Raw genomic sequence first — 26,460 nt, 5'->3', positions numbered from 1 at the left:
ACTATCAAGCAAGCGATGGACTGGCCCACTACAAAATAAGCGCTTGGGCCGGTGCTTTAGCTACGCTCCAACTTCAACACCGATGCTGTTAAAGGAAGCTGCACATGCCTCACTGGCTGGTAATTGACCTGGAAGCCACTACTGATGATGGCGGCTGGCCCCTCGAGGAAATGGAAGTGATTGAAATCGGTGCCAGCGTGGTCACCCGCGCAGGTCGCGAGGTGGATCATTTCCAGCGTTTCATCCGCCCGCAACGGCGCCCGTTGCTGACCCCGTTTTGCCGGCAACTGACCCGTATCACCCAAGCCAACATCGATGCCGCAGCGCCGATGACACTGGTGTGGGAACAGTTCGAACGCTGGCTGGGCCAGCACCTGCCCAAACTCGAAGGCTGGGCCAGCTGGGGCGACTACGATCGCAAGCAACTGGAACAGGAGTGGCACCACAAGCAGCTCGCCAGTGCACTGATGCAATTGCCCCACACCAACCTCAAGCAGCAGTTTGCCCAGGCCCGCCAGCTAAAGCGCCCGCTGGGGCTTAACAGCGCGCTGCAACTGGCCGGGATGCAGTTCAACGGGCAGCAACATCGCGCGCTGGAAGATGCACGAAACACGGCGCGTTTGTTGCCACTGATCCTCAAGGTTTAGCGGCCATAAAAGGGCGTGACGGGATAAAACCGCTTCTGCATACTGGCCAGCCCTTTTTAGCCCATTCCGAGGAATCGCCATGTTCAAAGTCAACGAATACTTCGACGGTACCGTCAAGTCGATTGCCTTCACACAAACCGAAGGCAAAGCCACCATTGGCGTCATGGCTGCGGGCGAGTACGAGTTCGGTACGGCCGAGCGCGAAATCATGCACGTGGTGTCGGGTGAGCTGAGCGTCAAACTGCCAGGCAGCAGTGAGTATGAAACGTTCAAAAGCGGCAGCCAGTTCAACGTGCCGGCCAACAGCAAGTTCCAGCTGAAAGTGCCCGTTGATACGGCTTACCTGTGTGAGTACCGCTAAGGCCCTGCACACTCCCCTGTAGAGACTCTGTCACCGGTCAAGACCCTCTGTGGGAGCGAGCCTGCTCGCGAATGATTTTCGCGAGCAGGCTCGCTCCCACGGTTGGTGTATCTCAAGCCATCGTCCCTCGGCAGCTGCCACAGGTCTCACACCCCCACATTGAACTGCAGCGCCGCCAGCCGTGCATACAGCGCGTTGCTGGCGATCAACTGTGCGTGGGTGCCGATGGCTACCAGCTTGCCCTGGTCCATCACCGCGATGCGGTCGGCGTTCTGCACCGTGGCCAGGCGGTGGGCGATCACCAGGGTCGTGCGGCCTTGCATCAGGCTGGGCAAGGCTTGCTGGATCAAGTACTCGCTCTGGGCATCAAGGGCACTGGTGGCTTCGTCCAGTAACAGGACCGGTGCATCGACCAGCAACGCCCGGGCAATTGCCAAACGCTGGCGCTGCCCGCCCGACAAGCCCAAGCCACCATCACCCAGGTGGGTTTTGTAGCCCTCGGGCATTTGCAGTATGAAATCGTGCGCATGGGCAATCCGTGCCGCCGCTTCGACTTGCTCGTCACTGGCCCCCGCATTGCCATACCGAATGTTGTCTTCAATGGTGCCGAAAAACAGTGCCGGGGTTTGCGACACCAGGGCAAAGCAACGGCGCAGGTCCTGGGGATCAAGCCGGGTGATCGGCAGGCCTTCAAGCAGGATCTGACCTTGCTGGGGGTCGTAAAAACGCAGCAGCAAGTCAAACAACGTCGACTTGCCCGCCCCCGAAGGACCGACCAGGGCCAGGGTTTCACCCGCATTGATCGTCAGGCTCAAGCCGTCAATGGCATAACTTTCCGGGCGCGAAGGATAGGAGAAGTGCAGATTTTCAAGCAGCAGATTCCCCTCCACCCGCTCAGGCAACACCAGCAACCCCGTGCTCGGCGGCTCAATCAGGCTTTTTGACTGCAACAGCTCAGCAATCCGCTCCGCCGCCCCCGCCGCCTGTTGCAGCTCGCCAATCACTTCACTCAAGGTACCGAACGCACTGCCAACGATCAGGCTGTAGAACACGAACGCGGCCAGTTCGCCACCGGTGATCCGCCCGGCAATCACGTCCATTCCGCCGACCCACAGCATCACCCCCACCGCGCCCAGCACCAGCAGGATCACCAGGGTAATCAGCCACGCGCGCTGCAGGATGCGTTTACGGGCCGTGGCAAACGCGTGCTCAACCGTCGTGGCAAAACGTTGCTGGTCTTGCTGTTGGTGGTTGTAGGCCTGCACCGTTTTGATCTGGCCCAGGGCTTCGGCGACATAGCTGCCCACATCGGCGATACGGTCCTGGCTCTGGCGCGACAGGCTGCGCACCCGGCGCCCAAAAAACAGGATCGGCACCAGCACCAGGGGCAAGGCGACCACCACGATGCTGGTCAGTTTGGGGTTGGTGACAAACAGCAGCACGACGCCGCCAATCACCATCAGGCTGTTGCGCAGGAACAGGGACAGCGAAGAGCCAATGACCGATTGCAGCAACGTGGTATCGGTAGTCAGCCGTGACTGGATTTCCGAGCTGCGGTTGTTCTCATAGAACCCCGGGTGCAAGTCGATCAGGTGGTTGAACACCTGGCGACGAATATCGGCCACCACCCGTTCGCCGATCCAGGACACCAGGTAAAAACGCACAAAAGTACCCACCGACAAACCAAGCACCAGGATCAGAAAAAACCCGATGGACTGGTTGAGCAGGTGCGGGGACTGGGTCATGAAACCCTTGTCGACCAACAGCCGGATGCCCTGCCCCATCGACAAGGTGATGCCCGCCGTGACAATCAGTGCCAACAAGGCGCCAAAGGCCTGCCAACGATAGGGCGCAACAAAATGGATAGCCAGACGAATGGCACGGCGGTGACGGGAAGAAAGCATCAGTAGGTATCCGAGAAGTGAACCAGCGTGAAAAGCCTTACACAGCCTACAACGAAGTTCTGCTTATATCGGTAAACCTTTCTCACTCGTTTTGAATATGACCTGGAACAGTAAACCCTAGGCTCTAATGTTCTAAAGTGAGGCTGGAAGTTTCAGGATATTTCTGTTGGACTGGAGTGGCCGCCAAGTTTGTAACAGCTTGGTCATTAAACGGATCTACAGTATCAATACACCCTGATGAGGAGACAGGCCATGGATTTGCAACACAACGCTCAAGCCGTACCGGTGATTCGCACCCAACCACAGCAATCTTTGGGCTGCGCGATTATCGACGAAAATGGCAAGGAGATTTTGATCACCGAGGCGATGATCCAGAACGCCTGCCATGAGCTGGAGCAGCGTCTGGTCAAGCCTGTGCTCAAAGACTGATCCTCTGTCGTGCCCCTCTGCAGGAGCTGACTAGCCAGCGCCTGCATGTTAGATAGCAGTTCAAGAATCACTGACCGGCCTTACAGCGTGAGGCCGGTTTTTTTATGCCTTCAATTACGGCACCAGCACCCCGCCCAAGGCTTTCACCAGTTGATTCAAGGCCACTGATTCGCCGTCGACATGCACGGCCAGGCCTTCGATTTCACGGCGAATCGGGTAGTTCTTGCGCAAGCCATCAAACGCCAGCTTTTGCTCTTCGACACTGCCGGTCAGGCTGCGGCGAAAATCCGCATCGTCGCGACGCGGGTCGTACACGCCACGACAAAGCATGGCCATGGCCCAGGCAGGATCGCTGTCGGCACTCAGTTCAACCTTCGCCAGCCAGGGCGCAGGCAACAAGTCGGCAAGTTTGACCTGCGGCAAATGGCCGAGGTAATCGCACAGCGCCTGATAGATCTGCGCAGTCCCCCGCTGCTTTCCATCCAGGCTGTACCCGGCAATGTGCGGGGTCGCCAGTACGCACAGGTCAGCCAGCTCGACGTCTACTTGTGGCTCGCCTTCCCACACGTCCAGCACCGCTTGCAGGTCTTCGCGCCGGGTCAGCACTTCACGCAGCGCGGCATTGTCGACGACCGCGCCACGGCTGGCATTGATCAGCCATGTACCGGGTTTCAACTGGTTCAGGCGCTCGCGGTCGAGCAAGTGCCAGGTCGGGTCGCTGCCGGTTTTGTCCAGCGGGGTGTGCAGGCTGATGACATCGCATTGCTCGATGATCTGTTCGAGGCTGACGTAATCGCCACCTTCATCTGCCTGACGCGGCGGGTCGCAGAGCAGCACGTTGAAGCCCAGCGAACGCAGCACCTGGACCAGACGCCCGCCCACTTCCCCGACGCCCACCACACCGTAGGTGCGTTGCGTCAGATCGGCGCCTTCGATTTCGGCCAGGGTCAGCAAGCTGCCGAGCACGTAGTCCACCACGCCACGGGCATTGCAGCCGGGGGCGCTGGACCACTGAATCCCGGCGCGCTGAAAGTACTCGAGCGCCAGGTGGTCAGTGCCGATGGTGCACGTCCCGACAAACCGCACTGCGCTGCCTTCAAGCAGGTCGCGGTCGACTTTGGTCACAGAGCGCACCAGCAGGATATCGGCATCAAGCACGTCGGCGCGGCTGATCTGGCGGCCCGGAAAACGGCGTATTTCACCGAAGTCAGCAAAAAATTCTTCGAGCAGCGGAATATTTTCGTCAGCAACAATCAACATGGCAGGCTCCTTTCGCGGAGTGGCAGTGTAGGCGTTGTTGCGACGAATGGGCCAGCCGGGTGTAGAAGGTACTTACAATCACGTTTACAAAGCTCCTACAACTCAGTGTTTTCTGACCATTTGGTCAGGCGTACAATTGCCGGCTTTGCGCGTTAATCACTGTGGATACACGCTTGTGAACTCTGTGACTCATAACCCTCCTTCCCTCACTGTCAGCCGCCCGGCCCGGGTCCGCACGGAAGTGCGAGCGCTGTTGGCGCTGGCGTTTCCAATCATCATTTCCCAGATCGCCACCACCGCCATGGGGTTTGTCGATGCGGTCATGGCAGGGCGCGTCGGGCCACGGGATCTGGCTGCCGTGGCGCTGGGCAACTCCATTTGGGTGCCGGTATTTTTGCTGATGTCGGGCATTTTGCTGGCAACCACGCCCAAGGTCGCCCAGCGCTTTGGCGCCAATGCACAGGGTGAAATCGGCCCGATCGTGCGCCAGGCCATGTGGCTAGCCTTAATGACCGGCCTGTGCGCAGCCCTGATTTTGATCGGGGCCGAACCGCTGCTGCATTTGATGAAGGTCGACCCCGAACTGATCGAACCGAGCATGGGCTATCTGCACGGCATCGCCAGTGGCATGCCGGCCGTGGGGCTCTATTGCGTGTTGCGCAATTTCAGCGACGGCCTGGGCAAGACCCGTCCCAGCATGGTGCTGGGGCTGAGCGCGCTGGCCCTCAATATCCCGATCAACTACATCTTTATCTATGGCCACTTCGGTGTACCGGCCATGGGCGGCGTGGGCTGCGGCTGGGCCACGGCCATTGTGATGTGGTTTATGGCACTCGGTATGGTGGTCTGGACTTTTCGTGGCGCGATTTACAAGTCGAGCCAGGTGTACAGCCATTTTGAATGGCCGAAGTGGGCGATCATCAAGCGCTTGCTCAGCGTGGGCCTGCCGATCGGGATCGCGGTCTTTGCCGAGTCGAGTATTTTTGCGGTGATTGCGCTGTTGATCGGCAGCCTGGGCGCCACCGTCGTGGCGGGCCATCAAATCGCCCTGAACTTCAGTTCACTGGTGTTCATGATCCCGTACTCGCTGGGCATGGCAATTACCGTGCGCGTGGGCCAGGCCCTGGGCCGTGAGCAACCCCGCGAAGCGCGGTTTGTGGCTGGGGTTGGCATGGGTACGGCGCTGGTGTGGGCGGCGATTTCAGCCAGTTTGATCCTGTTGTTGCGCGAGCAAATTGCAACCGTCTACACCGCAGACCCGATGGTGATCGAGGTAGCGACCATGCTGCTGATGTTTGCCGCGCTGTACCAATTCTCGGATGTGATTCAAGTGACCGCCGCCGGCGCACTGCGCGGTTATCAGGACACGCGGGTGACGATGATCCTGACGTTGTTTGCGTATTGGGGGATTGGTTTGCCGGTGGGCTATGCGCTGGGGCTGACCGACTGGTTCGGCGAAGCCAATGGCCCGAGCGGGCTGTGGCAGGGTTTGATCGTGGGCCTGACCTGCGCCGCGCTGATGCTCGGCGTGCGGCTGGCCCGCAGTGCGAAAAAACATATTCGCCGCAGGGCCTGACCTCTGGGAGCGAGCCTGCTCGCGAACGCCTCAATACGGCGACTTTCGCGAGCAGGCTCGCTCCCACGGTAGCTACCTGAACGTTTAATCCTGCTTCTTGCGGATCCAGTACAGGTACGTGCCCGCCTCTTCCTGCTGCCCTACCAGTTCATGGTCCAGAAACACGCAGAACTTGGGAATGTCGCGGCGGGTCGAGGGGTCGGTGGCGATGACTTTCAGCAAGCCACCCGGCGCCAGGTCGCGTATGTACTGGTGCAGCATCATCACCGGCTCAGGGCAATTGAGGCCGGTAGCGTCCAGAGTGCCGTCAACCGGCAGATCAGCAAAACTCATCATTCACTCCTGAATCAGCGAGATTTTGGTTTTTTCACGTCAATGCGACGCAAGTGACAGGTGACTTCTTCGCGGTCGTGGTACAGCTGCTTGCAGCCGATTTCCACCTGGATGCCCCGTGCCTTGAAACCGTCAGCAATACGGTCAAGCAAGCGACGCACTTCGGCATAACGTTGCTTCATCGGCAGTTTCAGGTTAACCACGGCTTCACGGCAATGACCTTCGCCAATCCACTCTTCAAGCATCGCCGCATTACGCGCCGGCTTTTCGACGATATCGCACACCATCCAGTCCACGGGCTGCTTGGGCTTGAAGGTGAAACCATCGGCCATCAAGTGTTGCACCAAACCGGTGTCCATCAGGCTCTCGGCCATTGGGCCGTTGTCGATGGCCGTCACGATCATGCCGCGATTGACCAACTGCCAGGTCCAGCCACCCGGGGCTGCGCCCAGATCAACGCCGGTCATGTCGCTGTGCAAGCGCTCGTCCCACTGATCGCGGGGGATGAAGTGGTGCCAGGCCTCTTCCAGCTTGAGGGTCGAGCGGCTCGGCGCTTCACGCGGGAACTTCAGACGCGGAATACCCATGGGCCACATGGCGCAGTTATCAGACTCCGCCAGACCAAGGAACACTTCACGGCCACTTTTAAAGGTCAGCAGCAGGCGCGGCTTGTGCGCGTCTTCTTCCACCAGTTTGCCGGCCTTGATCAGCGCCTTGCGCAAATGGGCTTCAAACTTTTTGCAGAAGTTGGACAGCTCTTTGCCATCATTGGTGTCGACGATTTCCAACCACAGGCTGCCACACACCGGGAAGTCGGCCATGTGCTCAAGGATCACGCTGATACGGTCGGTTTCTGGCAGATCGACAAAGCCACCCCGAGCCCACTGGCGCGGGAAAATCAGTTCGGCAAACCGCAAGCTGCGCATCAGGCGCTCGGCGCCGCCTGCTTCGGTACACACAAACTCGGCACAGGCAGCGCTGGTTTTGGCCTTGGCATAGCCGGAGACATTGAGGCGTGCGGCGTGCTCGGCGATTTCCGAGCAGACTTCGCCTTCAAAACCGGGACGGCAGTGCATAAAAACGGTGTTCATTGAATTACTCCTGGGCAACAGGCGGGAATTGGCCGGCTGCGCAACCTTGCTTTGGAGCAAGGTGTGTCACGAAAAGGCGGGCATGATAACTGAGTTCGGAACCTTGAACCCCCATAGACAGTCCAGTTATTAGCCAGCGCCCGGAATCAGAGCTAGGTTAGAAGCTCTGCTTGCGTAACGTGATCCGCCCAAAGGAGTCATTTCATGTCCTCCCTCGATAGCCTGAACACCCTAGCCACACTAAAAGTCGACGATAAGACTTATCACTATTTCAGCCTTCCCCTTGCCGCCAAGTCCCTTGGTGACTTAAGCAAGCTGCCGATGTCACTCAAAGTGCTGCTGGAAAACCTGCTGCGCTGGGAAGACGGTAAAACCGTCACCGAGCCCGACCTCAAGGCACTGGCTGCCTGGCTCAAGGAGCGTCGCAGTGACCGGGAAATCCAGTACCGCCCGGCACGGGTGCTGATGCAGGACTTTACCGGCGTACCCGCCGTGGTCGATCTGGCCGCCATGCGCGCTGCGATGGCCAAGGCTGGCGGTGACCCGCAGCGGATCAACCCGCTGTCCCCGGTGGATCTGGTGATTGACCACTCAGTGATGGTCGACCGGTTCGACAGCCCCGGCGCCTTTGAGCAAAACGTCGATATCGAGATGGAACGCAACGGCGAGCGTTATGCGTTTTTGCGCTGGGGGCAAAATGCCTTTGATAACTTCAGCGTGGTGCCACCCGGCACCGGGATTTGCCATCAGGTGAACCTGGAGTACCTGGGCCGCACGGTCTGGACCAAGGACGAAGACGGGCGCACCTACGCGTTCCCCGACACGCTGGTGGGCACCGATTCCCATACCACCATGATCAATGGCCTCGGCGTGCTGGGCTGGGGGGTGGGCGGGATTGAAGCCGAAGCGGCCATGCTCGGCCAGCCCGTGTCGATGCTGATCCCGGAAGTGGTGGGGTTCAAGCTCAGCGGCAAGCTTAAAGAAGGCATCACCGCCACGGACCTGGTGCTGACCGTCACCCAAATGCTGCGCAGCAAGGGCGTTGTCGGCAAGTTCGTCGAATTTTATGGCGATGGTCTGGCTGACTTGCCGTTGGCCGACCGGGCCACCATTGCCAACATGGCCCCCGAATACGGCGCCACCTGCGGCTTTTTCCCGGTCGATGACATCACCCTGGACTACCTGCGGTTGTCCGGTCGCCCTGACGCCACCGTCAAACTGGTCGAAGCCTATTGCAAAGCCCAGGGCCTGTGGCGGCAAGCGGGCCTTGAGCCCGTTTTCACCGAAACCCTGGCCCTCGACATGGGCACCGTCGAAGCAAGCCTGGCCGGCCCGAAACGTCCGCAAGACCGGGTTTCGCTGCCCAATGTCGCGCAGGCCTTCGACGACTTTCTGAGCCTGCAATTCAAGCCCAACACCAAAAAAGAAGTCGGCCGCCTTGAGAGCGAAGGTGGTGGTGGCGTGGCCGTGGGCAATGCGGACTTGATCGGCGAAGCGGACTACAGCTATGAAGGCCATACCTACCGCCTGAAAAACGGTGCCGTGGTGATTGCCGCCATTACTTCCTGCACCAACACCTCGAACCCGAGCGTGATGATGGCCGCCGGGCTGGTGGCGAAAAAGGCCGTCGAAAAAGGCCTGACCCGCCAACCCTGGGTCAAAACTTCGCTGGCGCCGGGCTCCAAGGTAGTGACCGATTACTACAAGGCCGCCGGCCTGACCCAATACCTCGACCAACTGGGCTTTGCCCTGGTGGGTTACGGCTGCACCACCTGCATCGGCAACTCCGGGCCACTGGCAGAGCCGATTGAAAAGGCCATCACCCAATCTGACCTGACCGTAGCCTCGGTGTTGTCGGGCAACCGCAACTTTGAAGGCCGCGTACATCCACTGGTGAAAACCAACTGGCTGGCCTCACCGCCGCTGGTAGTGGCTTACGCCTTGGCGGGTACGGTACGTATTGATATCAGCAGCGAACCGCTAGGAGTGGGTAAAGACGGCAAACCGGTGTACCTGCGCGATATCTGGCCAAGCCAAAAGGAAATTGCCGACGCGGTGGCGCAAGTCACCACCCGCATGTTCCACAAGGAATACGCCGAAGTATTCGCCGGTGATGCACAGTGGCAGGCCATCGAAGTGCCGCAAGCGTCCACCTATGTCTGGCAACAGGACTCGACCTACATCCAGCACCCACCGTTCTTCGATGACATCAGCGGGCCGTTGCCAGTGATTGCTGACGTCAAAGGCGCGAGCATCCTGGCGCTCTTGGGCGACTCGGTGACCACCGACCACATCTCCCCTGCTGGCAATATCAAGGCCGACAGTCCTGCCGGGCGCTATCTTCGCGAGAAAGGCGTCGAACCACGGGACTTCAACTCCTACGGTTCGCGTCGCGGCAACCATGAAGTCATGATGCGCGGCACCTTCGCCAATATCCGTATTCGCAACGAAATGCTCGGCGGCGAAGAAGGCGGCAATACGATCTACATTCCCACCGGTGAGAAGTTGCCGATTTACGATGCAGCCATGCGCTATCAGGCATCAGGCACGCCACTGGTGGTGATTGCAGGCCAGGAATACGGCACCGGTTCAAGCCGCGACTGGGCCGCCAAGGGCACCAATCTGCTGGGCGTCAAGGCGGTGATCGCCGAGAGCTTCGAGCGTATTCACCGCTCTAATCTGGTGGGCATGGGTGTGCTGCCGTTGCAGTTCAAGCTCGACCAGAATCGCAAAAGCCTGAAGCTCACGGGCAAGGAAACCCTGGATATCCTTGGGCTGACGGATGCCGAGCTGCAACCGCGGATGAACCTGACACTGGTTATCACTCGCGAAAATGGCAGCCAGGAAAAAGTCGACGTGCTATGCAGGATTGATACGCTCAACGAAGTGGAATACTTCAAGGCGGGAGGGATCTTGCACTATGTGTTGCGCCAGCTGATTGCCTCCTAGCGACACCTCAACCTTGTGGGAGCGAGCCTGCTCGCGATTGCATCACCGCGTTAATCCTGGCGGACCGCATTGCATGCATCGCGAGCAGGCTCGCTCCTACAAGTGCCCGAGTCGTTATACTTGCGCGCCCCAAATTGCATTTGGGGCGCTTTTTTAACGATTCCAAGGATTTTCATGATCGCTTTGCCATGGCCTTATCTGGCACTTCTTACCCTCGGCTACGGCCTTGCCCTGAGCTATGGGCAATTGGGAGTTCAAACCCTGATCGCGCTGGCCCTGCTGATTATCAGCGGGCTTGCCGTCCTCCAGAACAAAAACCATTACCTGCGTTATGCCGGCCACGGGCTCTTTGTTCTGCTCGCCCTGGCCCTGGCCCTGCATTGGCTGCCCGGTTTCCATAACGGCCGGGCCATCAGCCCGACGTGGCTGACACCCGATGCCGTACCGTTCTCGATGTACTTCAACCTGGACAAACCACTGATCGGCTTCTGGCTGCTGCTGGTATGCCCGTGGATTGCGCCACGATTTGCCTGGAGGGTATCTCTGGGCGCCAGCTTGATGGGCCTGGCACTGGCGGCCATTCTGGCGCTGGGGGGTGCGATGCTGCTGGGCATGATTGCCTGGGCGCCAAAATGGCCACCCCAAAGCACGATCTGGCTGTTGAACAATCTGCTGCTGGTGACGCTGGTTGAAGAAGCACTGTTTCGCGGTTATATCCAGGGCGGGATGAGCCGCCGCCTCAAGCTGTTGCCCTATGGCCAGACCATAGCGCTGCTGGTGGCCGCCGTGCTGTTCGGCCTGGCCCATGCCGCCGCAGGCTGGAAATGGGTATTACTGGCAGGGTTGGCAGGGATCGGTTACGGCCTGGCCTACCGCTTTGGCGGGCTGAGTGCGGCGATTACCACGCACTTTGGCGTCAACGTGCTGCACTTCGTGTTTTTCACCTACCCGATGCTCGTCCCCTAGCAACAACAACCGGGGCGTTCCTCCACGCCCCGGCCTGAAATATAAATTAAACAAATCCCTGCATGTGCCGACAGCCTGTCAAAGTCTTGCGGATTGAAACGACATGCGTAACAACCAGCCCATCACTCAACGCGAACGGACATTCCCCGCGCAACAACGGTTGATTTCCACGACTGATGCCAAAGGCGTCATTTCCTATTGCAACGATGATTTTATGGAAATCAGCGGGTTTTCGCGTGAGGAGCTGATACGCGCGCCGCACAACCTTGTGCGCCACCCCGATGTGCCGTCGGCAGTGTTTGAGCATATGTGGAGCACCCTGAAAAAGGGCGCCCCATGGATGGGTATTGTGAAAAACCGCTGCAAGAATGGCGACCACTACTGGGTCAATGCCTACGTGACCCCGGTGTTCGAGAACGAGCGCGTGGTGGGCTACGAATCGGTACGGATCAAGCCGACTGCCGAACAAATCCGCCGCGCCGAAGCCTTGTACTCTCGCCTCAATAGTGGCAAGTCGGCAGTGCCTCAACGCGACAAGTGGCTGCCGGTGCTGCAGGACTGGCTGCCCTTTATTCTGGTCAGCCAGTTGAGCTTCATGATTGGTGCCCTGCTCAATTCCAGTTGGGGTTTCGCCCTGGCCGCCCTGCTATCGATCCCGCTGGGGTTGCTCGGCCTGAGCTGGCAACAGCGCGGGATCAAGCGCCTGTTGCGCCTGGCCGAACAAACCACGTCCGACCCGCTTATCGCCCAGATGTACACCGACAGCCGTGGCCCGCAAGCGCGTCTGGAAATGTCCATCCTGAGCCAGGAAGCACGCCTCAAAACCTGCCTGACGCGTCTGCAGGACACCGCTGAACACCTGAGCGGGCAAGCCCGTCAATCCGACATCCTAGCGCACAAGAGTTCGGTCGGGCTGGAACGCCAGCGCGTTGAGACCGAGCAAGTGGCAACTGCGGTCAATCAGATGGCCGCGACCACGCAAGAAGTGGCCAGCCACGTGCAACGTACCGCTGACGCCACGCAAGAGGCCAATCGCCTGACCAGCCGCGGGCGCGACATTGCCGGTGAAACCCGCGAGGCCATTGAGCGTTTGTCGGTGGTAGTGGGCGAAACCGGGGCCACGGTCACGCAGTTGGCCAAGGACAGCGATGAGATCGGCGGCGTTGTAGATGTGATCAAGGGCATTGCCGACCAGACCAACCTCTTGGCCTTGAACGCCGCCATCGAGGCCGCACGGGCAGGTGAAATGGGCCGCGGCTTTGCCGTGGTGGCTGACGAAGTGCGCCAGCTGGCACAACGTACCAGCACATCGACCGGGCAAATTCATAGCCTGATTGCCAAGCTGCAACAGACCGCCGCCACGGCCGTACAAACCATGAACGCCGGGCACCGTCAGGCTGAAGAAGGCGTGGCTCGCGTGCTGGAGGCTGACCAGGCACTGATCGGCATCAGCGAGGCGGTAGCCAATATCACGGACATGACCGCCCAGATCGCCGCCGCGACCGAAGAGCAAAGTGCAGTGGCTGAAGAAGTCAGCCGCAACATCAGCACCATTGCCGATCTCGCGGACCAGACCTCCGAGCAGGCGCAACACTCGGCGCTGTTGAGCGAAGAGCTGAGCCAGACCGTGAACACCCAGTACTCGCTGGTAGCGCGGTTTAACCGCTGACCCTTGTGGGAGCGAGCCTGCTCGCGATTGGATCGCCGCGGTTCAACACTTGCACCGCGTTGATGCCATCGCGAGCAGGCTCGCTCCCACAAATCGTTCAAGGTTGCTGCAACCACCGCGCTATCTTGTCTGCCGCCGCATCCAGATGCTGCTCATGGGTAAACCCCGAAGCCTTTAATGGCTTCAGGTCGTGATCCCCCGACACGAGCCACGACACTTCAATACCCGGTGCCAGCGTGTAGGCCTCCACCGCCTCCCGGTTGCCCAGCGCATCACGCTCGCCCTGCACAATCAGAGTCGGCGTTTGCAGTTCAGCCAAGTGCGCCACACGCGGTTTTTCCGGTTTGCCTGCGGCATAAAACGGATAACCCAGGCACACCAGAGCGTGCGTCTCTAGCTCATCAGCAACCAGACTGGCCATGCGCCCGCCCATCGACTTGCCGCCGATGGCTAATTGCCCAGCGACATGCCGTCGCACCTCGGTAAATACCTCATGCCAGCATTCAAGCAATTTTGCCTGCTGATTGGGTGGCCTTTTACCACCATCTAGCCGTCGCTGAGCCATGTACGGGAACTCGAAGCGCAACACGCTCACCCCGCGTGCAGCAAGGCGCTCAGCCATGCCTGTCATCCAGGCACTGTCCATCGGAGCCCCCGCTCCGTGGGCCAGAATCAGCGTCATGGATGAGGGGGTTGGCGCGCCATTCCACAGCCAGCCCCGCTGTTCCACGCACTTCAGCCATTGATCCCCGTCAATACCGGCCTTGCCTCCTACACCCATGCTTGCCTCGCTTTTAGTCTGCCTATAACTCCAGGCGTGCATTTGTATTCGCCTGAACCGTGGATGGGGAACCATGAACACTTCTACAAGTACCGCCTACAACTACAAGGTGGTCCGCCAATTTGCCATTATGACGGTGGTTTGGGGCATCGTCGGTATGGGGCTCGGCGTTTTTCTCGCCGCGCAGTTGGTTTGGCCGGAACTCAACTTCAATTTGCCTTGGACCAGTTTCGGGCGCCTGCGCCCTTTACACACAAACGCAGTGATCTTCGCCTTCGGCGGCTGCGCCTTGTTCGCCGCTTCGTTCTACTCGGTACAACGTACCTGCCAGGCCACATTGTTCTCGCCCAAGATCGCGGCGTTTACCTTTTGGGGCTGGCAACTGGTGATTGTGCTGGCAGCCATCAGCTTGCCGCTGGGCTACACCAGTTCCAAGGAATACGCCGAACTGGAATGGCCGATCGACATTTTGATCACCATCGTCTGGGTCGCATACGCCATCGTGTTCTTCGGCACGATCATGAAACGCAAGACCAAGCACATCTACGTGGGCAACTGGTTTTTCGGCGCCTTTATCGTGACCGTGGCCATTTTGCACATCGTCAACAACCTGGAAATCCCGGTCAGTTTCACCAAGTCCTACTCGCTCTACGGTGGCGCCACTGACGCCATGGTGCAGTGGTGGTACGGACATAACGCTGTGGGCTTTTTCCTGACGGCTGGCTTTTTGGGGATGATGTACTACTTCGTGCCGAAACAGGCCGAACGTCCGATCTACTCCTATCGCCTGTCCATCGTGCACTTCTGGGCGCTGATCACCCTGTACATCTGGGCCGGCCCCCATCACCTGCACTACACCGCACTGCCGGACTGGGCCCAGTCGCTGGGCATGGTGATGTCGCTGATCCTGCTGGCACCCAGCTGGGGCGGCATGATCAACGGCATGATGACCCTCTCGGGCGCCTGGCATAAGTTGCGCAGTGACCCGATCCTGCGATTCCTCGTTGTGTCCCTGGCCTTCTACGGCATGTCGACCTTCGAAGGTCCGATGATGGCCATCAAGACCGTCAACGCCCTCTCGCACTACACCGACTGGACCATCGGCCACGTACACGCCGGTGCGCTGGGCTGGGTTGCGATGATTTCGATCGGTGCGCTGTATCACATGATCCCGAAAATCTTCGGTCGCCCGCAGATGTACAGCCTGGGCCTGATCAACGCGCATTTCTGGCTGGCCACCATCGGTACCGTGCTCTACATCGCTTCGATGTGGGTCAACGGCATCGCTCAAGGCCTTATGTGGCGCGCAGTCAACGAAGACGGCACGCTGACTTACTCCTTCGTCGAAACCCTGGTGGCCAGCCACCCGGGCTATGTCGTGCGACTGGTCGGCGGTGCGATCTTCTTCAGCGGCATGTTGCTGATGGCTTACAACACTTGGCGCACCGTGCGTAACGCCGAGCCCGCTGAAGTCGTAGCCGCCGCGCAGATGGCCTGAGGAGTTGGCAATGAAACACGAAGTCGTTGAAAAAAATATCGGCCTGATGCTGTTGCTGATGATTCTGTGCGTGAGTGTCGGCGGCCTGACGCAAATCGTCCCGCTGTTCTTTGAGGACGTGACCAACACGCCGGTTGAGGGCATGAAGCCTTACACCGCACTGCAACTGGAAGGTCGCGACATCTACATTCGCGAAGGCTGTGTGCAGTGTCACTCGCAGATGATCCGTCCGTTCCGTGCAGAAACCGAGCGCTATGGCCACTACTCGGTGGCCGGTGAAAGCGTGTGGGACCACCCGTTCCTGTGGGGTTCCAAGCGCACCGGGCCGGACCTGGCCCGCGTAGGCGGTCGCTACTCGGATGACTGGCATCGCGCGCACTTGTACAACCCGCGCAACGTCGTGCCCGAGTCGAAAATGCCAGCGTACCCGTGGCTGGTGGAGGCTCCGGTAGACAGCAGCCATACCGAGAAGAAACTCGAAGTGATGCGCACCCTGGGCGTGCCGTACACCGACGAAGACATCGCCAACGCCAAGCAGTCCGTGCAGGGCAAAACAGAGATGGACGCGTTGGTGGCCTACCTGCAAGTGCTTGGCACTGCCATCAAGAGCAAGAGGTAAGTCATGGTCTTCGAGATGAGTAGTGGAATGATTCGCGGCCTGGGCACTGTGGTGGTGGCCGTGGCGTTTATCGGCCTGGCGCTGTGGGTGTTCAGCCCGCGGCGCAAGTCAGAATTTGAAGACGCGACCTTACTGCCATTCAAGGACGATCCAGAGGCGATTCAACACGTCGAGCAAGAACAAGCGTCTAGGAGTAACAAAGCATGACCACCTTCTGGAGTCTCTATATATGCGTGCTGACCATTGGCACGCTGATCGGCCTGACCTGGCTGCTGGTCAGTACGCGCAAGGGTGAAACCAAAAGCGATACCGTCCAGACCATGGGCCATAGCTTTGATGGCATCGAGGAGTACGACAACCCGCTGCCGCAATGGTGGTTCATGTTGTTCGTGGGCACCCTGGTGTTTGCCGTGGGGTACCTGATCCTGTACCCGGGCCTGGGCAACTGGAAAGGCCTGCTGCCCGGTTATGAGGATGGCTGGACTGGCGTTAACGAATGGCAAAAGGAAATGGACAAGGCGGATGCCAAGTTCGGACCGATTTATGCCAAATATGCCTCCATGCCCGTGGAGCAAGTGGCACAGGACCCGGCCGCACTGAAAATGGGTGGCCGCCTGTTCGCCTCCAACTGCTCGGTGTGCCACGGCTCGGATGCCAAGGGTGCTTTCGGCTTCCCTAACCTGGCCGACAACACCTGGCGCTGGGGCGGCGATGCCGACACCATCAAGGCCACCATCATGGGCGGGCGCATCGCGGCCATGCCGGCATGGGGTGAAGTGCTGGGTGAAGCCGGGGTCAAAAACGTCGCCGCCTACGTGCGTCACGATCTGGCCGGCCTGCCATTGCCGCAAGACTCTGCGGTGGATCTGGCTGCAGGCAAGCAGGCGTTTGATACCACCTGCGTGGCATGCCACGGTGCCAACGGTAAAGGCATGCCCATGATGGGCGCGCCGGACCTGACGCAACCTGCAGGCTTTATCTACGGCACCAGCCTGGCGCAATTGCAGCAAACCATTCGCCACGGCCGACAAGGCCACATGCCTGCGCAAAACGAGTTGTTGGGCAACGACAAGGTGCAGCTGCTGGCGGCATACGTGTTCAGTTTGTCACATGGTAATCAAGAGGAAAAAACAGCCGAATAATTACCAGACATTTCCTGTCGCATCATTTTGGTGCGGCAGTTCCCGCCCCAAAGCGCGACCAAGTGTCGCACCTCTTTTTAGTCCGTCATTGCTCTCCCGCCATTCAGGACTAAGCTCTTAACTTGCGTGTTCGGGACTCCCCCGGCTTCACGTCAAGTGAAAAAAATCGGTAAGTTGAAGGGCACTGTTACGGGCCACACTAGTGGGTTTACACCGGCTATCGTCCATCGCGATCTTCGCCATGCTCTTGCCACGCCCTACCCCCACCAGAATCTGCCCGCCTCACCCCCTTCGGTTTTGCCCTCCATTCGGCATTTTTGGCGAGGTCACTTTGACCTTACTACCCGCATGGAAAGGCCGCAGAATCAGCCTTGGAAAGCATTGACCGGGGTCATGCTTCGTTGCAATAACCCTACGCTTTATACATACTTGCGACCGATTTTTATCCTAATAAAACACCTAAACCGTGGAACCTTAGAATGAGCACAGCAATCAGTCCGACTGCTTATAACTATAAGGTAGTCCGCCAGTTCGCCATCATGACGGTGGTCTGGGGGATCCTTGGCATGGGGCTCGGGGTTTTCATCGCGTCACAGCTTGTGTGGCCTGAATTGAACCTTGGCCTCGAATGGACGACCTTCGGCCGTCTGCGCCCCTTGCATACCAACCTTGTGATCTTTGCCTTCGGTGGCTGTGCATTGTTCGGTACCTCTTACTATGTCGTGCAGCGCACCTGCCAGACGCGCCTGATCTCCGATGCCCTTGCCTCGTTCACCTTCTGGGGCTGGCAGGCGGTCATCCTCGGCGCGATCATCACGTTGCCGCTGGGTTACACCACGACCAAAGAATACGCAGAGCTGGAATGGCCTTTGGCTATCCTGCTGGCCATCGTCTGGGTGACCTACGGCATTGTGTTCTTCGGCACCATTACCAAGCGCAAAACCAAGCACATCTATGTGGGTAACTGGTTCTACGGTGCGTTCATTGTCGTGACGGCAATGCTGCACATCGTCAACCACGCGTCCCTGCCGGTGAGCTTCTTCAAGTCCTACTCGGCATACGCCGGTGCGACTGACGCCATGATCCAGTGGTGGTACGGTCACAACGCTGTAGGTTTCTTCCTGACTACAGGCTTCCTGGGCATGATGTACTACTTCGTGCCCAAGCAAGCCGAGCGTCCGATCTACTCGTATCGCCTGTCCATCGTGCACTTCTGGGCACTGATCACCCTGTACATCTGGGCAGGCCCGCACCACTTGCACTACACCGCTCTGCCGGACTGGGCCCAGTCCCTGGGCATGGCGATGTCGATCATCCTGCTGGCTCCAAGCTGGGGCGGCATGATCAACGGCATGATGACCCTCTCGGGCGCATGGCATAAGCTGCGCACCGACCCGATCCTGCGATTCCTCGTTGTGTCCCTGGCCTTCTACGGCATGTCGACCTTCGAAGGCCCGATGATGGCAATCAAGACCGTCAACTCGCTGTCGCACTACACCGACTGGACCATCGGCCACGTACACGCCGGTGCACTGGGTTGGGTTGCGATGATTTCGATCGGCGCCATGTACCACATGATCCCGAAAATCTACGGTCAGAAGCAGATGTACAGCACCAGCCTGATCAACACGCACTTCTGGCTGGCGACTATCGGTACCGTGCTTTACATCGCTTCGATGTGGGTCAACGGCATCACCCAGGGCCTGATGTGGCGTGCAATCAACGACGACGGCACCCTGACCTACTCGTTCGTGGAAGCGCTGCAAGCCAGCCACCCGGGCTTTATCGTTCGCGCCATCGGCGGTGCAATTTTCGCCAGCGGCATGCTGTTCATGGCTTACAACGTGTTCCGCACCGTACGTGCCTCGAACCCGGTAGAAGCTGAAGCGGCGACCAAGATCTCTGTAGTTGGAGCCCACTGATGAAGCACGAAACAATCGAGAAGAATATTGGCCTGATGGCCTTCTTCATGGTCATCGCTGTCAGTATTGGCGGCCTGACCCAAATCGTTCCGCTGTTCTTCCAGGACGTGACCAACACCCCGGTTGAGGGCATGAAGCCTCGCAGCGCGCTGGAGCTTGAAGGTCGCGATATCTACATCGCCAACGGCTGTGTCGGTTGCCACTCGCAGATGATTCGTCCGTTCCGCGCCGAAACCGAACGCTACGGCCACTACTCGGTTGCCGGTGAAAGCGTCTGGGACCACCCGTTCCTGTGGGGTTCCAAGCGTACCGGCCCGGACCTGGCCCGCGTCGGCGGCCGCTACTCCGATGACTGGCAGCGTGCGCACTTGTACAACCCGCGCAACGTAGTGCCTGAGTCGATCATGCCGGCGTATCCCTTCCTCGTAGAGCGCAAGCTCGACGGCAAGGATACGGCGAAAAAAATGGAAGTCTTGCGCAAGCTCGGCGTTCCTTACACCGACGAAGACATCGCCGGTGCCAAGGATGCTGTGAAGGGCAAAACCGAAATGGACGCACTGGTGGCTTACCTCCAGGGCTTGGGCACCATCATCAAAAGCAAACGGTGATCTAGATGGATATCGGGATGATTCGAGGCCTGGGCACCGTCGTCGTGATGGTGGCTTTTATCGGTTTGGCATTGTGGGTTTTCAGCCCGCGACGCAAGTCTGAGTTTGACGACGCTACCTTGTTGCCGTTCAAGGATGATCCCGAAGCCATCAAGCACGTCGAGCAAGAGCAAGCTTCTAGGAGTAACAAAGAATGACTACATTCTGGAGTCTGTACGTTACAGTCCTCACTCTGGGTACCATCTTCGCCTTGACCTGGCTGCTGCTGGCCACACGCAAGGGCCAGCGCAGCGAGCAGACCGACGAGAAAGTCGGGCACGCTTTCGATGGGATCGAAGAGTACGACAACCCGATGCCGAAATGGTGGTTCATGCTGTTTGTCGGCACCGTCATTTTCGCCCTTGGCTACCTCGTTCTGTACCCGGGCCTGGGTAACTGGAAAGGCCTGCTGCCGGGCTATCAGTACCTGGACACCAAAGAGCAAACTCCGTTTGCCAATGGCCAGTCAGGCTGGACCGGCGTTCACGAGTGGGAAAAGGAAATGGCCAAATCGGACGCCAAATTTGGGCCGATCTTCGCCAAATTCGCAGCCATGCCCATTGAAGAAGTCGCCAAGGATCCGCAAGCACTGAAAATGGGTGGCCGTCTGTTCGCGTCCAACTGTTCCGTGTGCCACGGTTCCGACGCCAAGGGCGCTTATGGCTTCCCGAACCTGACCGACGCCGACTGGCGCTGGGGCGGTACGCCGGCAGACATCAAGACCACCATCATGAATGGTCGTCACGCTGTAATGCCGGGCTGGTCTGAAGTGATTGGCGAGCAAGGCGTCAGCGACGTCGCTGCCTACGTGCTCACCAACCTCGATGGCCGCAAACTGCCAGAAGGCGCGAAGGCCGACCCTGCCAAAGGCAAGGAAATCTTCGCCACCAACTGTTCGGTTTGCCACGGGCCTGAAGGCAAGGGCAACCCTCTGATGGGCGCACCTGACCTGACCCACCCAGGGGCATTCATCTACGGTTCGAGCTTCGCTCAACTGCAGCAGACCATCCGTTACGGCCGTCAGGGCCAGATGCCTGCACAGGCTGACATGCAAGGGAATGACAAGGTTCACTTGCTGGCCGCCTACGTTTACAGCCTGTCCCACGGCGATGACGCCAAGGCAGCCGAGTAACGCAGAAGCCTGAACGCAGCAAAAAATGGCCCCGCCCACGAAAGTTGGCGGGGCCATTTTGTTTCAGGATCCCCCAGGCTGTTGCAGCCCAGGCCTTAAAGGTAGTAACGTTTCTACATTATACTTTTCGGGGAGGAACAGCCCATGTCAATCACGACCATTTCAAGCCGCGATTTCAACCAGGACACAAGTGGTGCCAAAAAGGCAGCCCAAAATGGGCCGGTTTACATCACTGATCGTGGTCGCCCCGCCCATGTACTGCTATGCATGGAGGAGTACCAACGACTGACCGGACTGAACGCCAGCATCGTCGACCTTCTCGTCATGCCAGAGCCAGCGGTTGAATTTGAACCTGAACGCGCAGTCATCACGCCGCGCCCAGTGGACTTCTAATGTTCCTGCTCGATACCAACGTCATCTCTGAACTGCGTAAACCCCAGGCGGATCCCAACGTGGTAGCCTGGGCCCGCAATGTTCCGGCCTACAGGCTGTACATTTCGGCCATTAGCCTGCTTGAAATCGAAACCGGCATTTTGCGCCTGGAGCGTCGCGACCCTGCGCAAGCCGTTCCGTTGCGCAACTGGCTGGACAACCATGTCATCCCCGCTTTTGCCGGGCGCGTGCTGTCCGTAGACGGCAGCGTTGCCCGACGCTGCGCACGCCTGCACGTCCCTGACCGCAGCAACGAGAGCGATGCCCTGATCGCTGCCACTGCACTGATCCACAACATGACCGTCGTCACCCGCAATACAAAGGACTTCGCCTTCAGCGGCGCCTCCCTGCTCAACCCTTGGGAGCTCTGATTCAAGGCTGCGCACAACTCACCTGCCGCCCTAAGTCAATTGATCCATGTCACGACTTGTTACAACTCCTATACCAACTTCTTCTTTTCCGGAACGCGACCAAAGGTCGCACCCTTGAGCTAGAGTCACAGGCGTATCATTACGCTATCGCAACACCTTCTGACCGCGGTCGGCACGTACTGACCGAGGCATTTTCCACTGCCGTGGGACGCACTAATGAGCAATCAGATTCCTGTACACGACGTCACTCCACCTGCCAAAAAACCCACTGAAAGCGTCGATTTGTACGCAGCCCGGGAAAAAATCTACACCCGCGCCTTCACCGGCCTTTTCCGCAACCTGCGCATCGGTGGCGGGGCCATCCTGTTCCTGCTGTATTTCGGCACGGTGTGGCTCAACTGGGGTGGCCATCAAGCCGTCTGGTGGAACCTTCCCGAGCGTAAGTTCTTTATTTTTGGCGCTACCTTCTGGCCACAGGATTTCATCCTGCTGTCCGGGCTGTTAATCGTCGCGGCCTTTGGCCTGTTCTTCATTACCGTGTACGCCGGGCGTGTGTGGTGCGGCTATACCTGCCCGCAAAGTGTCTGGACCTGGGTTTTCATGTGGTGCGAGAAGGTCACTGAAGGCGACCGCAACCAGCGCATCAAACTCGACAAGGCGCCAATGAGCGCCAACAAGTTCCTGCGCAAACTCAGCAAGCACACCCTGTGGCTGCTGATCGGCTTTGTCACGGGCCTGACTTTTGTCGGTTACTTCTCGCCCATCCGCGAGCTGGTGTTCGACTTCTTTACCGGCCAGGCCGATGGCTGGGCGTATTTCTGGGTCGGCTTTTTCACCCTCGCCACCTACGGCAACGCAGGCTGGCTGCGCGAGCAAGTGTGCATTTACATGTGCCCGTATGCGCGCTTCCAGAGCGTCATGTTCGATAAAGACACCCTGATCGTTTCCTACGACCCGCGTCGCGGCGAAGTCCGGGGCCCACGCAAAAAAGACGCTGACTACAAGGCCCAGGGCCTGGGCGACTGCATTGACTGCACCATGTGCGTACAGGTGTGCCCGACCGGGATCGATATTCGTGACGGCCTGCAGATCGAGTGCATCGGCTGCGCCGCGTGCATCGACGCCTGCGACAGCATCATGGACAAGATGAATTACCCCCGCGGCCTGATCAGCTACACCACCGAGCACAACCTTTCGGGCCAGAAAACCCATAAGCTGCGCCCGCGCCTGATTGGCTATGCGCTGGTATTGCTGACCATGATGGGGCTGCTGGCCGCCGCATTTTTCACCCGCACACTGGTGGGCTTCGATGTCAGCAAGGACCGGGTGCTCTACCGCGAAAACGCTGAAGGCCGGATCGAAAACGTCTACAGCCTGAAGATCATGAACAAGGACCAGCAAGACCACACCTACGTACTGGACGCCACCGGCCTGCCTGACCTCAAGCTGCAAGGCAAACGCGAAATCAAGGTCGCGGCCGGCGATATCGTCAGCCTGCCGGTCGAGTTGTCGATTGCGCCCGAGAAACTACCGTCAAGCACCAACGAGGTGTTCTTTATCCTCAAGGACGCCGACAACAACGACGTCAACGTTAAAGCCAAGAGCCGATTCATCGGCCCACAAATCAGATAAGAGAACTCGACATGCCCGCAGCAAATGCCTCCAGCCCCTGGTACAAGCATATTTGGCCCTGGATCATCATCGCCATCCTCGCCTGTTCGGTAACCTTGACCCTGTCAATGGTCACCATTGCCGTGAACAACCCGGACAACCTGGTGAACGACAACTACTACGAGGCTGGCAAAGGCATCAACCGAGCGCTGGACCGTGAATTGCTGGGCCAGACCCTGCAATTGAAAGCCAAGCTGCGCCTGGACGAAATGACCGGTGAAGTCGTGCTGCTGCTTGAGGGCAACAGCAAGCCGCAGGTGCTGGAACTGAACCTGATCTCTCCGACCCAGCCTGAAAAAGACCGCAAGATCAGCCTGAGCCAGAGCGCGTCAGAGCCAGGGCGCTACATCGGCCAGCTGGATGACAAGATCGAAGGTCGTCGCTTCGTCGAGTTGCTGGGCGTAGAAGACGGCAAGACCTGGCGTCTGTTTGAGGAAGAGGTGGTCGGCCACGACATGGACCTGCTACTGGGTGACGAGCCGCTTCAAGGCGCGGAAGACCACAACAAGAAGTAATCCCGTCGCGGGCAAGGCCGTTCCTGCCAGTGCGGGAACGGGCTTGCCCGCGATGACGTTCTTCCCTGCGACACAAAACCGCGATAGACCGCCATGACCACTCCCGTTCCCTGCTATCACTGCGCCCTGCCCGTCCCGCCTGGCAGTCGCTTTACCGCCGTTGTTCTGGGCGAAGTTCGCGAGTTCTGCTGCCCGGGCTGTCAGGCAGTGGCCGAGGCCATCGTAGCCGGCGGCCTCGAAAGCTACTACCAACACCGCAGCGAACCTTCTGCCAACCCCCAGGCACTGCCCGTGCAACTGGTAGAAGAACTGGCGCTGTATGACCGCGCCGATGTGCAAAAACCCTTTGTCCGACATGAAGGCGAACAGGCCGAAGCCACGCTGCTGGTCGAAGGCATCAGCTGCGCCGCCTGTGGCTGGCTGATTGAAAAACACCTGCGCAGTCTGCCTGCCGTGAGCGAGGCGCGGCTCAACCTGTCCAACCATCGCCTGCACGTGCGCTGGGCCGACAGCCAGTTACCCCTCAGTGAAGTCTTGAGCGAACTGCGACATATCGGTTATGCCGCGCACCCGTACCAGGCCGATCGCGCCACAGAACAGCTGGCCAGCGAAAACCGCCTGGCCCTGCGTCAGCTGGGTGTCGCCGGGTTGCTGTGGTTTCAGGCAATGATGGCAACCATGGCCACCTGGCCCGAATTCAACATCGACCTCAGCCCCGAGATGCACACCATCCTGCGCTGGGTCGCGCTGTTCTTGACCACGCCTATCGTGTTCTACAGCTGTGCACCCTTTTTCAAAGGCGCCATGCGCGACCTGCGCACCCGCCACCTGACCATGGATGTGTCGGTGTCACTGGCCATCGGCGGCGCTTACATCGCCGGGATCTGGACCGCCATCACCGGCATCGGCGAGTTGTATTTCGATGCGGTCGGCATGTTCGCCCTGTTCCTGCTGGCCGGACGTTACCTCGAACGCCGCGCCCGCGAGCGCACCGCTGCCGCCACCGCACAGCTGGTCAATCTGCTGCCTGCCTCCTGCCTGCGATTGAGCGGCGATGGCCAAAGCGAACGCATCCTGCTGACCGAGCTGAAAGTCGGCGACCACGTGCTGGTGCACCCCGGCGCAATTCTTCCGGCTGACGGCAAGATCCTTGATGGCCAGTCAAGCATCGACGAGTCCCTGCTGACCGGCGAATACTTGCCGCAGCCACGTCGCGTGGGCGATGCGGTAACGGCGGGCACCTTGAACGTCGAAGGCGCACTGACCATTGAAGTCACGGCACTGGGCCAGGACACGCGCCTGTCCGCCATCGTGCGCTTGCTCGATCGCGCCCAAAGCGAAAAGCCGCGTCTGGCCGAAATTGCCGACACGGCCGCGCAATGGTTCCTGCTGTTTTCATTGATCGCCGCGGCCGGTATCGGCCTGCTGTGGTGGCAGCTTGATCCATCACGGGCCTTCTGGATTGTGCTGGCGATGCTGGTGGCCACGTGCCCTTGTGCATTGTCCCTGGCCACCCCCACTGCACTCACCGCTGCCACCGGCACCCTGCACAAGCTGGGCTTGCTGCTGACTCGCGGCCACGTGATCGAGGGCCTGAACCAGATCGACACGGTGATTTTCGACAAAACCGGCACCTTGACCGAAGGTCGCCTGACGCTGCGCGCCATTCGCCCCTTGCGCGATCTGGACGCCGACCAGTGCCTGGGCCTGGCAGCCGCACTCGAAAACCGTTCCGAGCACCCCATTGCCCGCGCCTTTGGCCGCGCCCCGCAAGCCGCCGGGGAAGTCCACAGCACTCCGGGCCTGGGCCTCGAAGGGCGGGTTGGCGAACAGCGCTTGCGCATTGGCCAGCCAGGATTTGTCTGCGAACTGAGCCAGTGCCAGGTCCCGGACATGCCGAATGAACCCGGGCAATGGCTGTTGCTGGGTGATACCCGAGGCGTGCTGGCCTGGCTTGTCCTCGATGACCGCCTGCGCGACGACGCCCCGGCGCTGCTGGCTGCGTGCAAGGCGCGCGGCTGGCATACGCTGCTGCTCTCCGGGGACAGCTCGCCGATGGTCGCCAGCGTGGCGGCCGAGCTGGGTATCGATGAAGCACAGGGCGGGTTGCGCCCGGATGACAAGCTGCGGGTCCTGCAGCAACTGCACGCCCAGGGCCGCAAGGTGCTGATGCTGGGTGACGGCGTCAATGATGTCCCGGTGCTCGCCGCCGCCGACATCAGCGTGGCGATGGGTTCGGCCACGGACCTGGCCAAAACCAGCGCCGACGCGGTACTGCTGTCCAATCGACTGGACGCCCTGGTTCAAGCCTTTACCTTGGCGCGCCGCACACGCCGGGTAATCATCGAGAACCTGCTGTGGGCCGGCCTGTACAATGGCCTTATGCTTCCCTTTGCCGCCCTGGGCTGGATCACCCCCATCTGGGCGGCCATTGGCATGTCGATCAGCTCGCTGACCGTGGTGCTCAATGCCTTGCGCCTGACTCGCATGCCCGGCCAGGCGCATACTCCAGCCACGTCACACTCCCGCACGCCTGCGGCCTGAA

The 26,460-nt window shown here is 59.5% G+C and carries 25 protein-coding genes; 20 read left to right on the top strand and 5 right to left on the bottom strand.

What is annotated here, in order from left to right:
• Nucleotides 1-104 precede the first annotated feature (104 nt).
• Both BLW11_RS12325 and ppnP read left to right on the top strand, forming a co-directional pair.
• Nucleotides 105-647, top strand: coding sequence for a 3'-5' exonuclease (locus BLW11_RS12325; protein WP_048358465.1), 543 nt, complete (start codon nucleotides 105-107; stop codon nucleotides 645-647).
• Between the two features lie 79 nt (nucleotides 648-726).
• A complete protein-coding gene (ppnP, locus tag BLW11_RS12320) occupies nucleotides 727-1,008 on the top strand; it encodes a pyrimidine/purine nucleoside phosphorylase (RefSeq protein WP_048358466.1) in 282 nt (93 codons plus the stop codon).
• A 146-nt stretch (nucleotides 1,009-1,154) separates the two neighbouring features.
• On the opposite strand, the gene BLW11_RS12315 is transcribed toward ppnP, so the two are convergent.
• On the bottom strand, nucleotides 1,155-2,912 hold the full coding sequence (locus BLW11_RS12315; protein WP_048358467.1) for an ABC transporter transmembrane domain-containing protein: 1,758 nt from the start codon (nucleotides 2,910-2,912) through the stop codon (nucleotides 1,155-1,157).
• A gap of 252 nt (nucleotides 2,913-3,164) precedes the next feature.
• Here BLW11_RS12315 and BLW11_RS23980 point away from each other — a divergent pair, with 252 nt between their 5' ends.
• Nucleotides 3,165-3,341, top strand: coding sequence for a PA1571 family protein (locus BLW11_RS23980; RefSeq protein WP_048358468.1), 177 nt, complete (start codon nucleotides 3,165-3,167; stop codon nucleotides 3,339-3,341).
• Nucleotides 3,342-3,455: 114 nt separating this feature from the next.
• Here the strand turns inward: BLW11_RS23980 and pdxB are convergent, their stop codons facing one another.
• On the bottom strand, nucleotides 3,456-4,601 hold the full coding sequence (pdxB, locus tag BLW11_RS12310; protein ID WP_048358469.1) for a 4-phosphoerythronate dehydrogenase PdxB: 1,146 nt from the start codon (nucleotides 4,599-4,601) through the stop codon (nucleotides 3,456-3,458).
• Nucleotides 4,602-4,776: 175 nt separating this feature from the next.
• On the opposite strand from pdxB, the gene BLW11_RS12305 reads away from it, so the two are divergent.
• Complete coding sequence (locus BLW11_RS12305) at nucleotides 4,777-6,177, top strand: MATE family efflux transporter (RefSeq protein ID WP_048358470.1); 1,401 nt, start codon at nucleotides 4,777-4,779, stop codon at nucleotides 6,175-6,177.
• Nucleotides 6,178-6,261: 84 nt separating this feature from the next.
• Here the strand turns inward: BLW11_RS12305 and tusA are convergent, their stop codons facing one another.
• Together tusA and rlmM are read right to left on the bottom strand one after the other, a co-directional pair.
• Nucleotides 6,262-6,510, bottom strand: coding sequence for a sulfurtransferase TusA (gene tusA / locus BLW11_RS12300; RefSeq protein WP_048358471.1), 249 nt, complete (start codon nucleotides 6,508-6,510; stop codon nucleotides 6,262-6,264).
• A gap of 14 nt (nucleotides 6,511-6,524) precedes the next feature.
• A complete protein-coding gene (gene rlmM / locus BLW11_RS12295; RefSeq protein WP_048358472.1) occupies nucleotides 6,525-7,601 on the bottom strand; it encodes a 23S rRNA (cytidine(2498)-2'-O)-methyltransferase RlmM in 1,077 nt (358 codons plus the stop codon).
• Nucleotides 7,602-7,805: 204 nt separating this feature from the next.
• Between rlmM and acnA the strand changes: the two genes are divergently transcribed.
• From acnA to BLW11_RS12280, 3 genes are all read left to right on the top strand, one after another.
• Nucleotides 7,806-10,550, top strand: a complete 2,745-nt coding sequence (gene acnA, locus BLW11_RS12290; protein ID WP_048358473.1) for an aconitate hydratase AcnA — start codon at nucleotides 7,806-7,808, stop codon at nucleotides 10,548-10,550.
• Between the two features lie 174 nt (nucleotides 10,551-10,724).
• Nucleotides 10,725-11,516 (top strand): CPBP family intramembrane glutamic endopeptidase, encoded by a 792-nt coding sequence (locus BLW11_RS12285; RefSeq protein WP_048358474.1) that lies wholly within the window; start codon nucleotides 10,725-10,727, stop codon nucleotides 11,514-11,516.
• A 103-nt stretch (nucleotides 11,517-11,619) separates the two neighbouring features.
• Nucleotides 11,620-13,185, top strand: coding sequence for a methyl-accepting chemotaxis protein (locus BLW11_RS12280; RefSeq protein ID WP_048358475.1), 1,566 nt, complete (start codon nucleotides 11,620-11,622; stop codon nucleotides 13,183-13,185).
• Nucleotides 13,186-13,282: 97 nt separating this feature from the next.
• On the opposite strand, the gene BLW11_RS12275 is transcribed toward BLW11_RS12280, so the two are convergent.
• A complete protein-coding gene (locus BLW11_RS12275) occupies nucleotides 13,283-13,966 on the bottom strand; it encodes an alpha/beta family hydrolase (RefSeq protein ID WP_048358476.1) in 684 nt (227 codons plus the stop codon).
• Between the two features lie 73 nt (nucleotides 13,967-14,039).
• On the opposite strand from BLW11_RS12275, the gene ccoN (BLW11_RS12270) reads away from it, so the two are divergent.
• The 13 genes from ccoN (BLW11_RS12270) (at nucleotide 14,040) to BLW11_RS12210 (ending at nucleotide 26,459) form a co-directional block, all read left to right on the top strand.
• Nucleotides 14,040-15,464, top strand: a complete 1,425-nt coding sequence (gene ccoN, locus BLW11_RS12270; RefSeq protein ID WP_019826669.1) for a cytochrome-c oxidase, cbb3-type subunit I — start codon at nucleotides 14,040-14,042, stop codon at nucleotides 15,462-15,464.
• 10 nt (nucleotides 15,465-15,474) lie between these two features.
• The gene (ccoO, locus tag BLW11_RS12265; protein WP_048358477.1) at nucleotides 15,475-16,083 is read left to right on the top strand and encodes a cytochrome-c oxidase, cbb3-type subunit II; all 609 of its coding nucleotides are present in this window, start codon (nucleotides 15,475-15,477) and stop codon (nucleotides 16,081-16,083) included.
• 15 nt (nucleotides 16,084-16,098) lie between these two features.
• Nucleotides 16,099-16,290 (top strand): cbb3-type cytochrome oxidase subunit 3, encoded by a 192-nt coding sequence (locus tag BLW11_RS12260; RefSeq protein ID WP_019826673.1) that lies wholly within the window; start codon nucleotides 16,099-16,101, stop codon nucleotides 16,288-16,290.
• The gene (ccoP, locus tag BLW11_RS12255; RefSeq protein ID WP_048358478.1) at nucleotides 16,287-17,225 is read left to right on the top strand and encodes a cytochrome-c oxidase, cbb3-type subunit III; all 939 of its coding nucleotides are present in this window, start codon (nucleotides 16,287-16,289) and stop codon (nucleotides 17,223-17,225) included. Before BLW11_RS12260 ends, ccoP (BLW11_RS12255) begins: the two co-directional genes overlap by 4 nt.
• Nucleotides 17,226-17,704: 479 nt before the next feature.
• Nucleotides 17,705-19,147: a cytochrome-c oxidase, cbb3-type subunit I gene (gene ccoN / locus BLW11_RS12250; protein WP_048358479.1), complete on the top strand. Its 1,443-nt coding sequence runs from the start codon at nucleotides 17,705-17,707 to the stop codon at nucleotides 19,145-19,147.
• Complete coding sequence (gene ccoO, locus BLW11_RS12245) at nucleotides 19,147-19,755, top strand: cytochrome-c oxidase, cbb3-type subunit II (RefSeq protein WP_048358480.1); 609 nt, start codon at nucleotides 19,147-19,149, stop codon at nucleotides 19,753-19,755. Before ccoN (BLW11_RS12250) ends, ccoO (BLW11_RS12245) begins: the two co-directional genes overlap by 1 nt.
• 5 nt (nucleotides 19,756-19,760) lie before the next feature.
• Nucleotides 19,761-19,952, top strand: a complete 192-nt coding sequence (locus BLW11_RS12240; protein ID WP_003447209.1) for a CcoQ/FixQ family Cbb3-type cytochrome c oxidase assembly chaperone — start codon at nucleotides 19,761-19,763, stop codon at nucleotides 19,950-19,952.
• Entirely contained in the window at nucleotides 19,949-20,926 is a 978-nt protein-coding gene (gene ccoP, locus BLW11_RS12235; protein ID WP_048358481.1) for a cytochrome-c oxidase, cbb3-type subunit III, read from the top strand. The genes BLW11_RS12240 and ccoP (BLW11_RS12235) overlap by 4 nt, the downstream gene beginning before the upstream one ends.
• Before the next feature lie 144 nt (nucleotides 20,927-21,070).
• The gene (locus BLW11_RS12230; protein ID WP_048358482.1) at nucleotides 21,071-21,319 is read left to right on the top strand and encodes a type II toxin-antitoxin system Phd/YefM family antitoxin; all 249 of its coding nucleotides are present in this window, start codon (nucleotides 21,071-21,073) and stop codon (nucleotides 21,317-21,319) included.
• A complete protein-coding gene (locus BLW11_RS12225; RefSeq protein WP_048358483.1) occupies nucleotides 21,319-21,729 on the top strand; it encodes a type II toxin-antitoxin system VapC family toxin in 411 nt (136 codons plus the stop codon). The genes BLW11_RS12230 and BLW11_RS12225 overlap by 1 nt, the downstream gene beginning before the upstream one ends.
• Before the next feature lie 216 nt (nucleotides 21,730-21,945).
• Nucleotides 21,946-23,361 (top strand): cytochrome c oxidase accessory protein CcoG, encoded by a 1,416-nt coding sequence (ccoG, locus tag BLW11_RS12220; RefSeq protein WP_048358484.1) that lies wholly within the window; start codon nucleotides 21,946-21,948, stop codon nucleotides 23,359-23,361.
• Between the two features lie 11 nt (nucleotides 23,362-23,372).
• Nucleotides 23,373-23,915 carry a FixH family protein gene (locus tag BLW11_RS12215; protein ID WP_048358485.1) on the top strand — a complete coding sequence of 181 codons (543 nt, stop codon included), beginning with the start codon at nucleotides 23,373-23,375 and terminating at the stop codon, nucleotides 23,913-23,915.
• Between the two features lie 93 nt (nucleotides 23,916-24,008).
• Entirely contained in the window at nucleotides 24,009-26,459 is a 2,451-nt protein-coding gene (locus tag BLW11_RS12210; RefSeq protein ID WP_048358486.1) for a heavy metal translocating P-type ATPase, read from the top strand.
• The last annotated feature ends 1 nt before the right edge of the window (nucleotide 26,460 follow it).

Source organism: Pseudomonas deceptionensis (assembly GCF_900106095.1).
GTDB classification, from domain to species: Bacteria; Pseudomonadota; Gammaproteobacteria; order Pseudomonadales; family Pseudomonadaceae; genus Aquipseudomonas; species Aquipseudomonas deceptionensis.
This window is presented reverse-complemented; position numbering and strand designations above follow the sequence as displayed.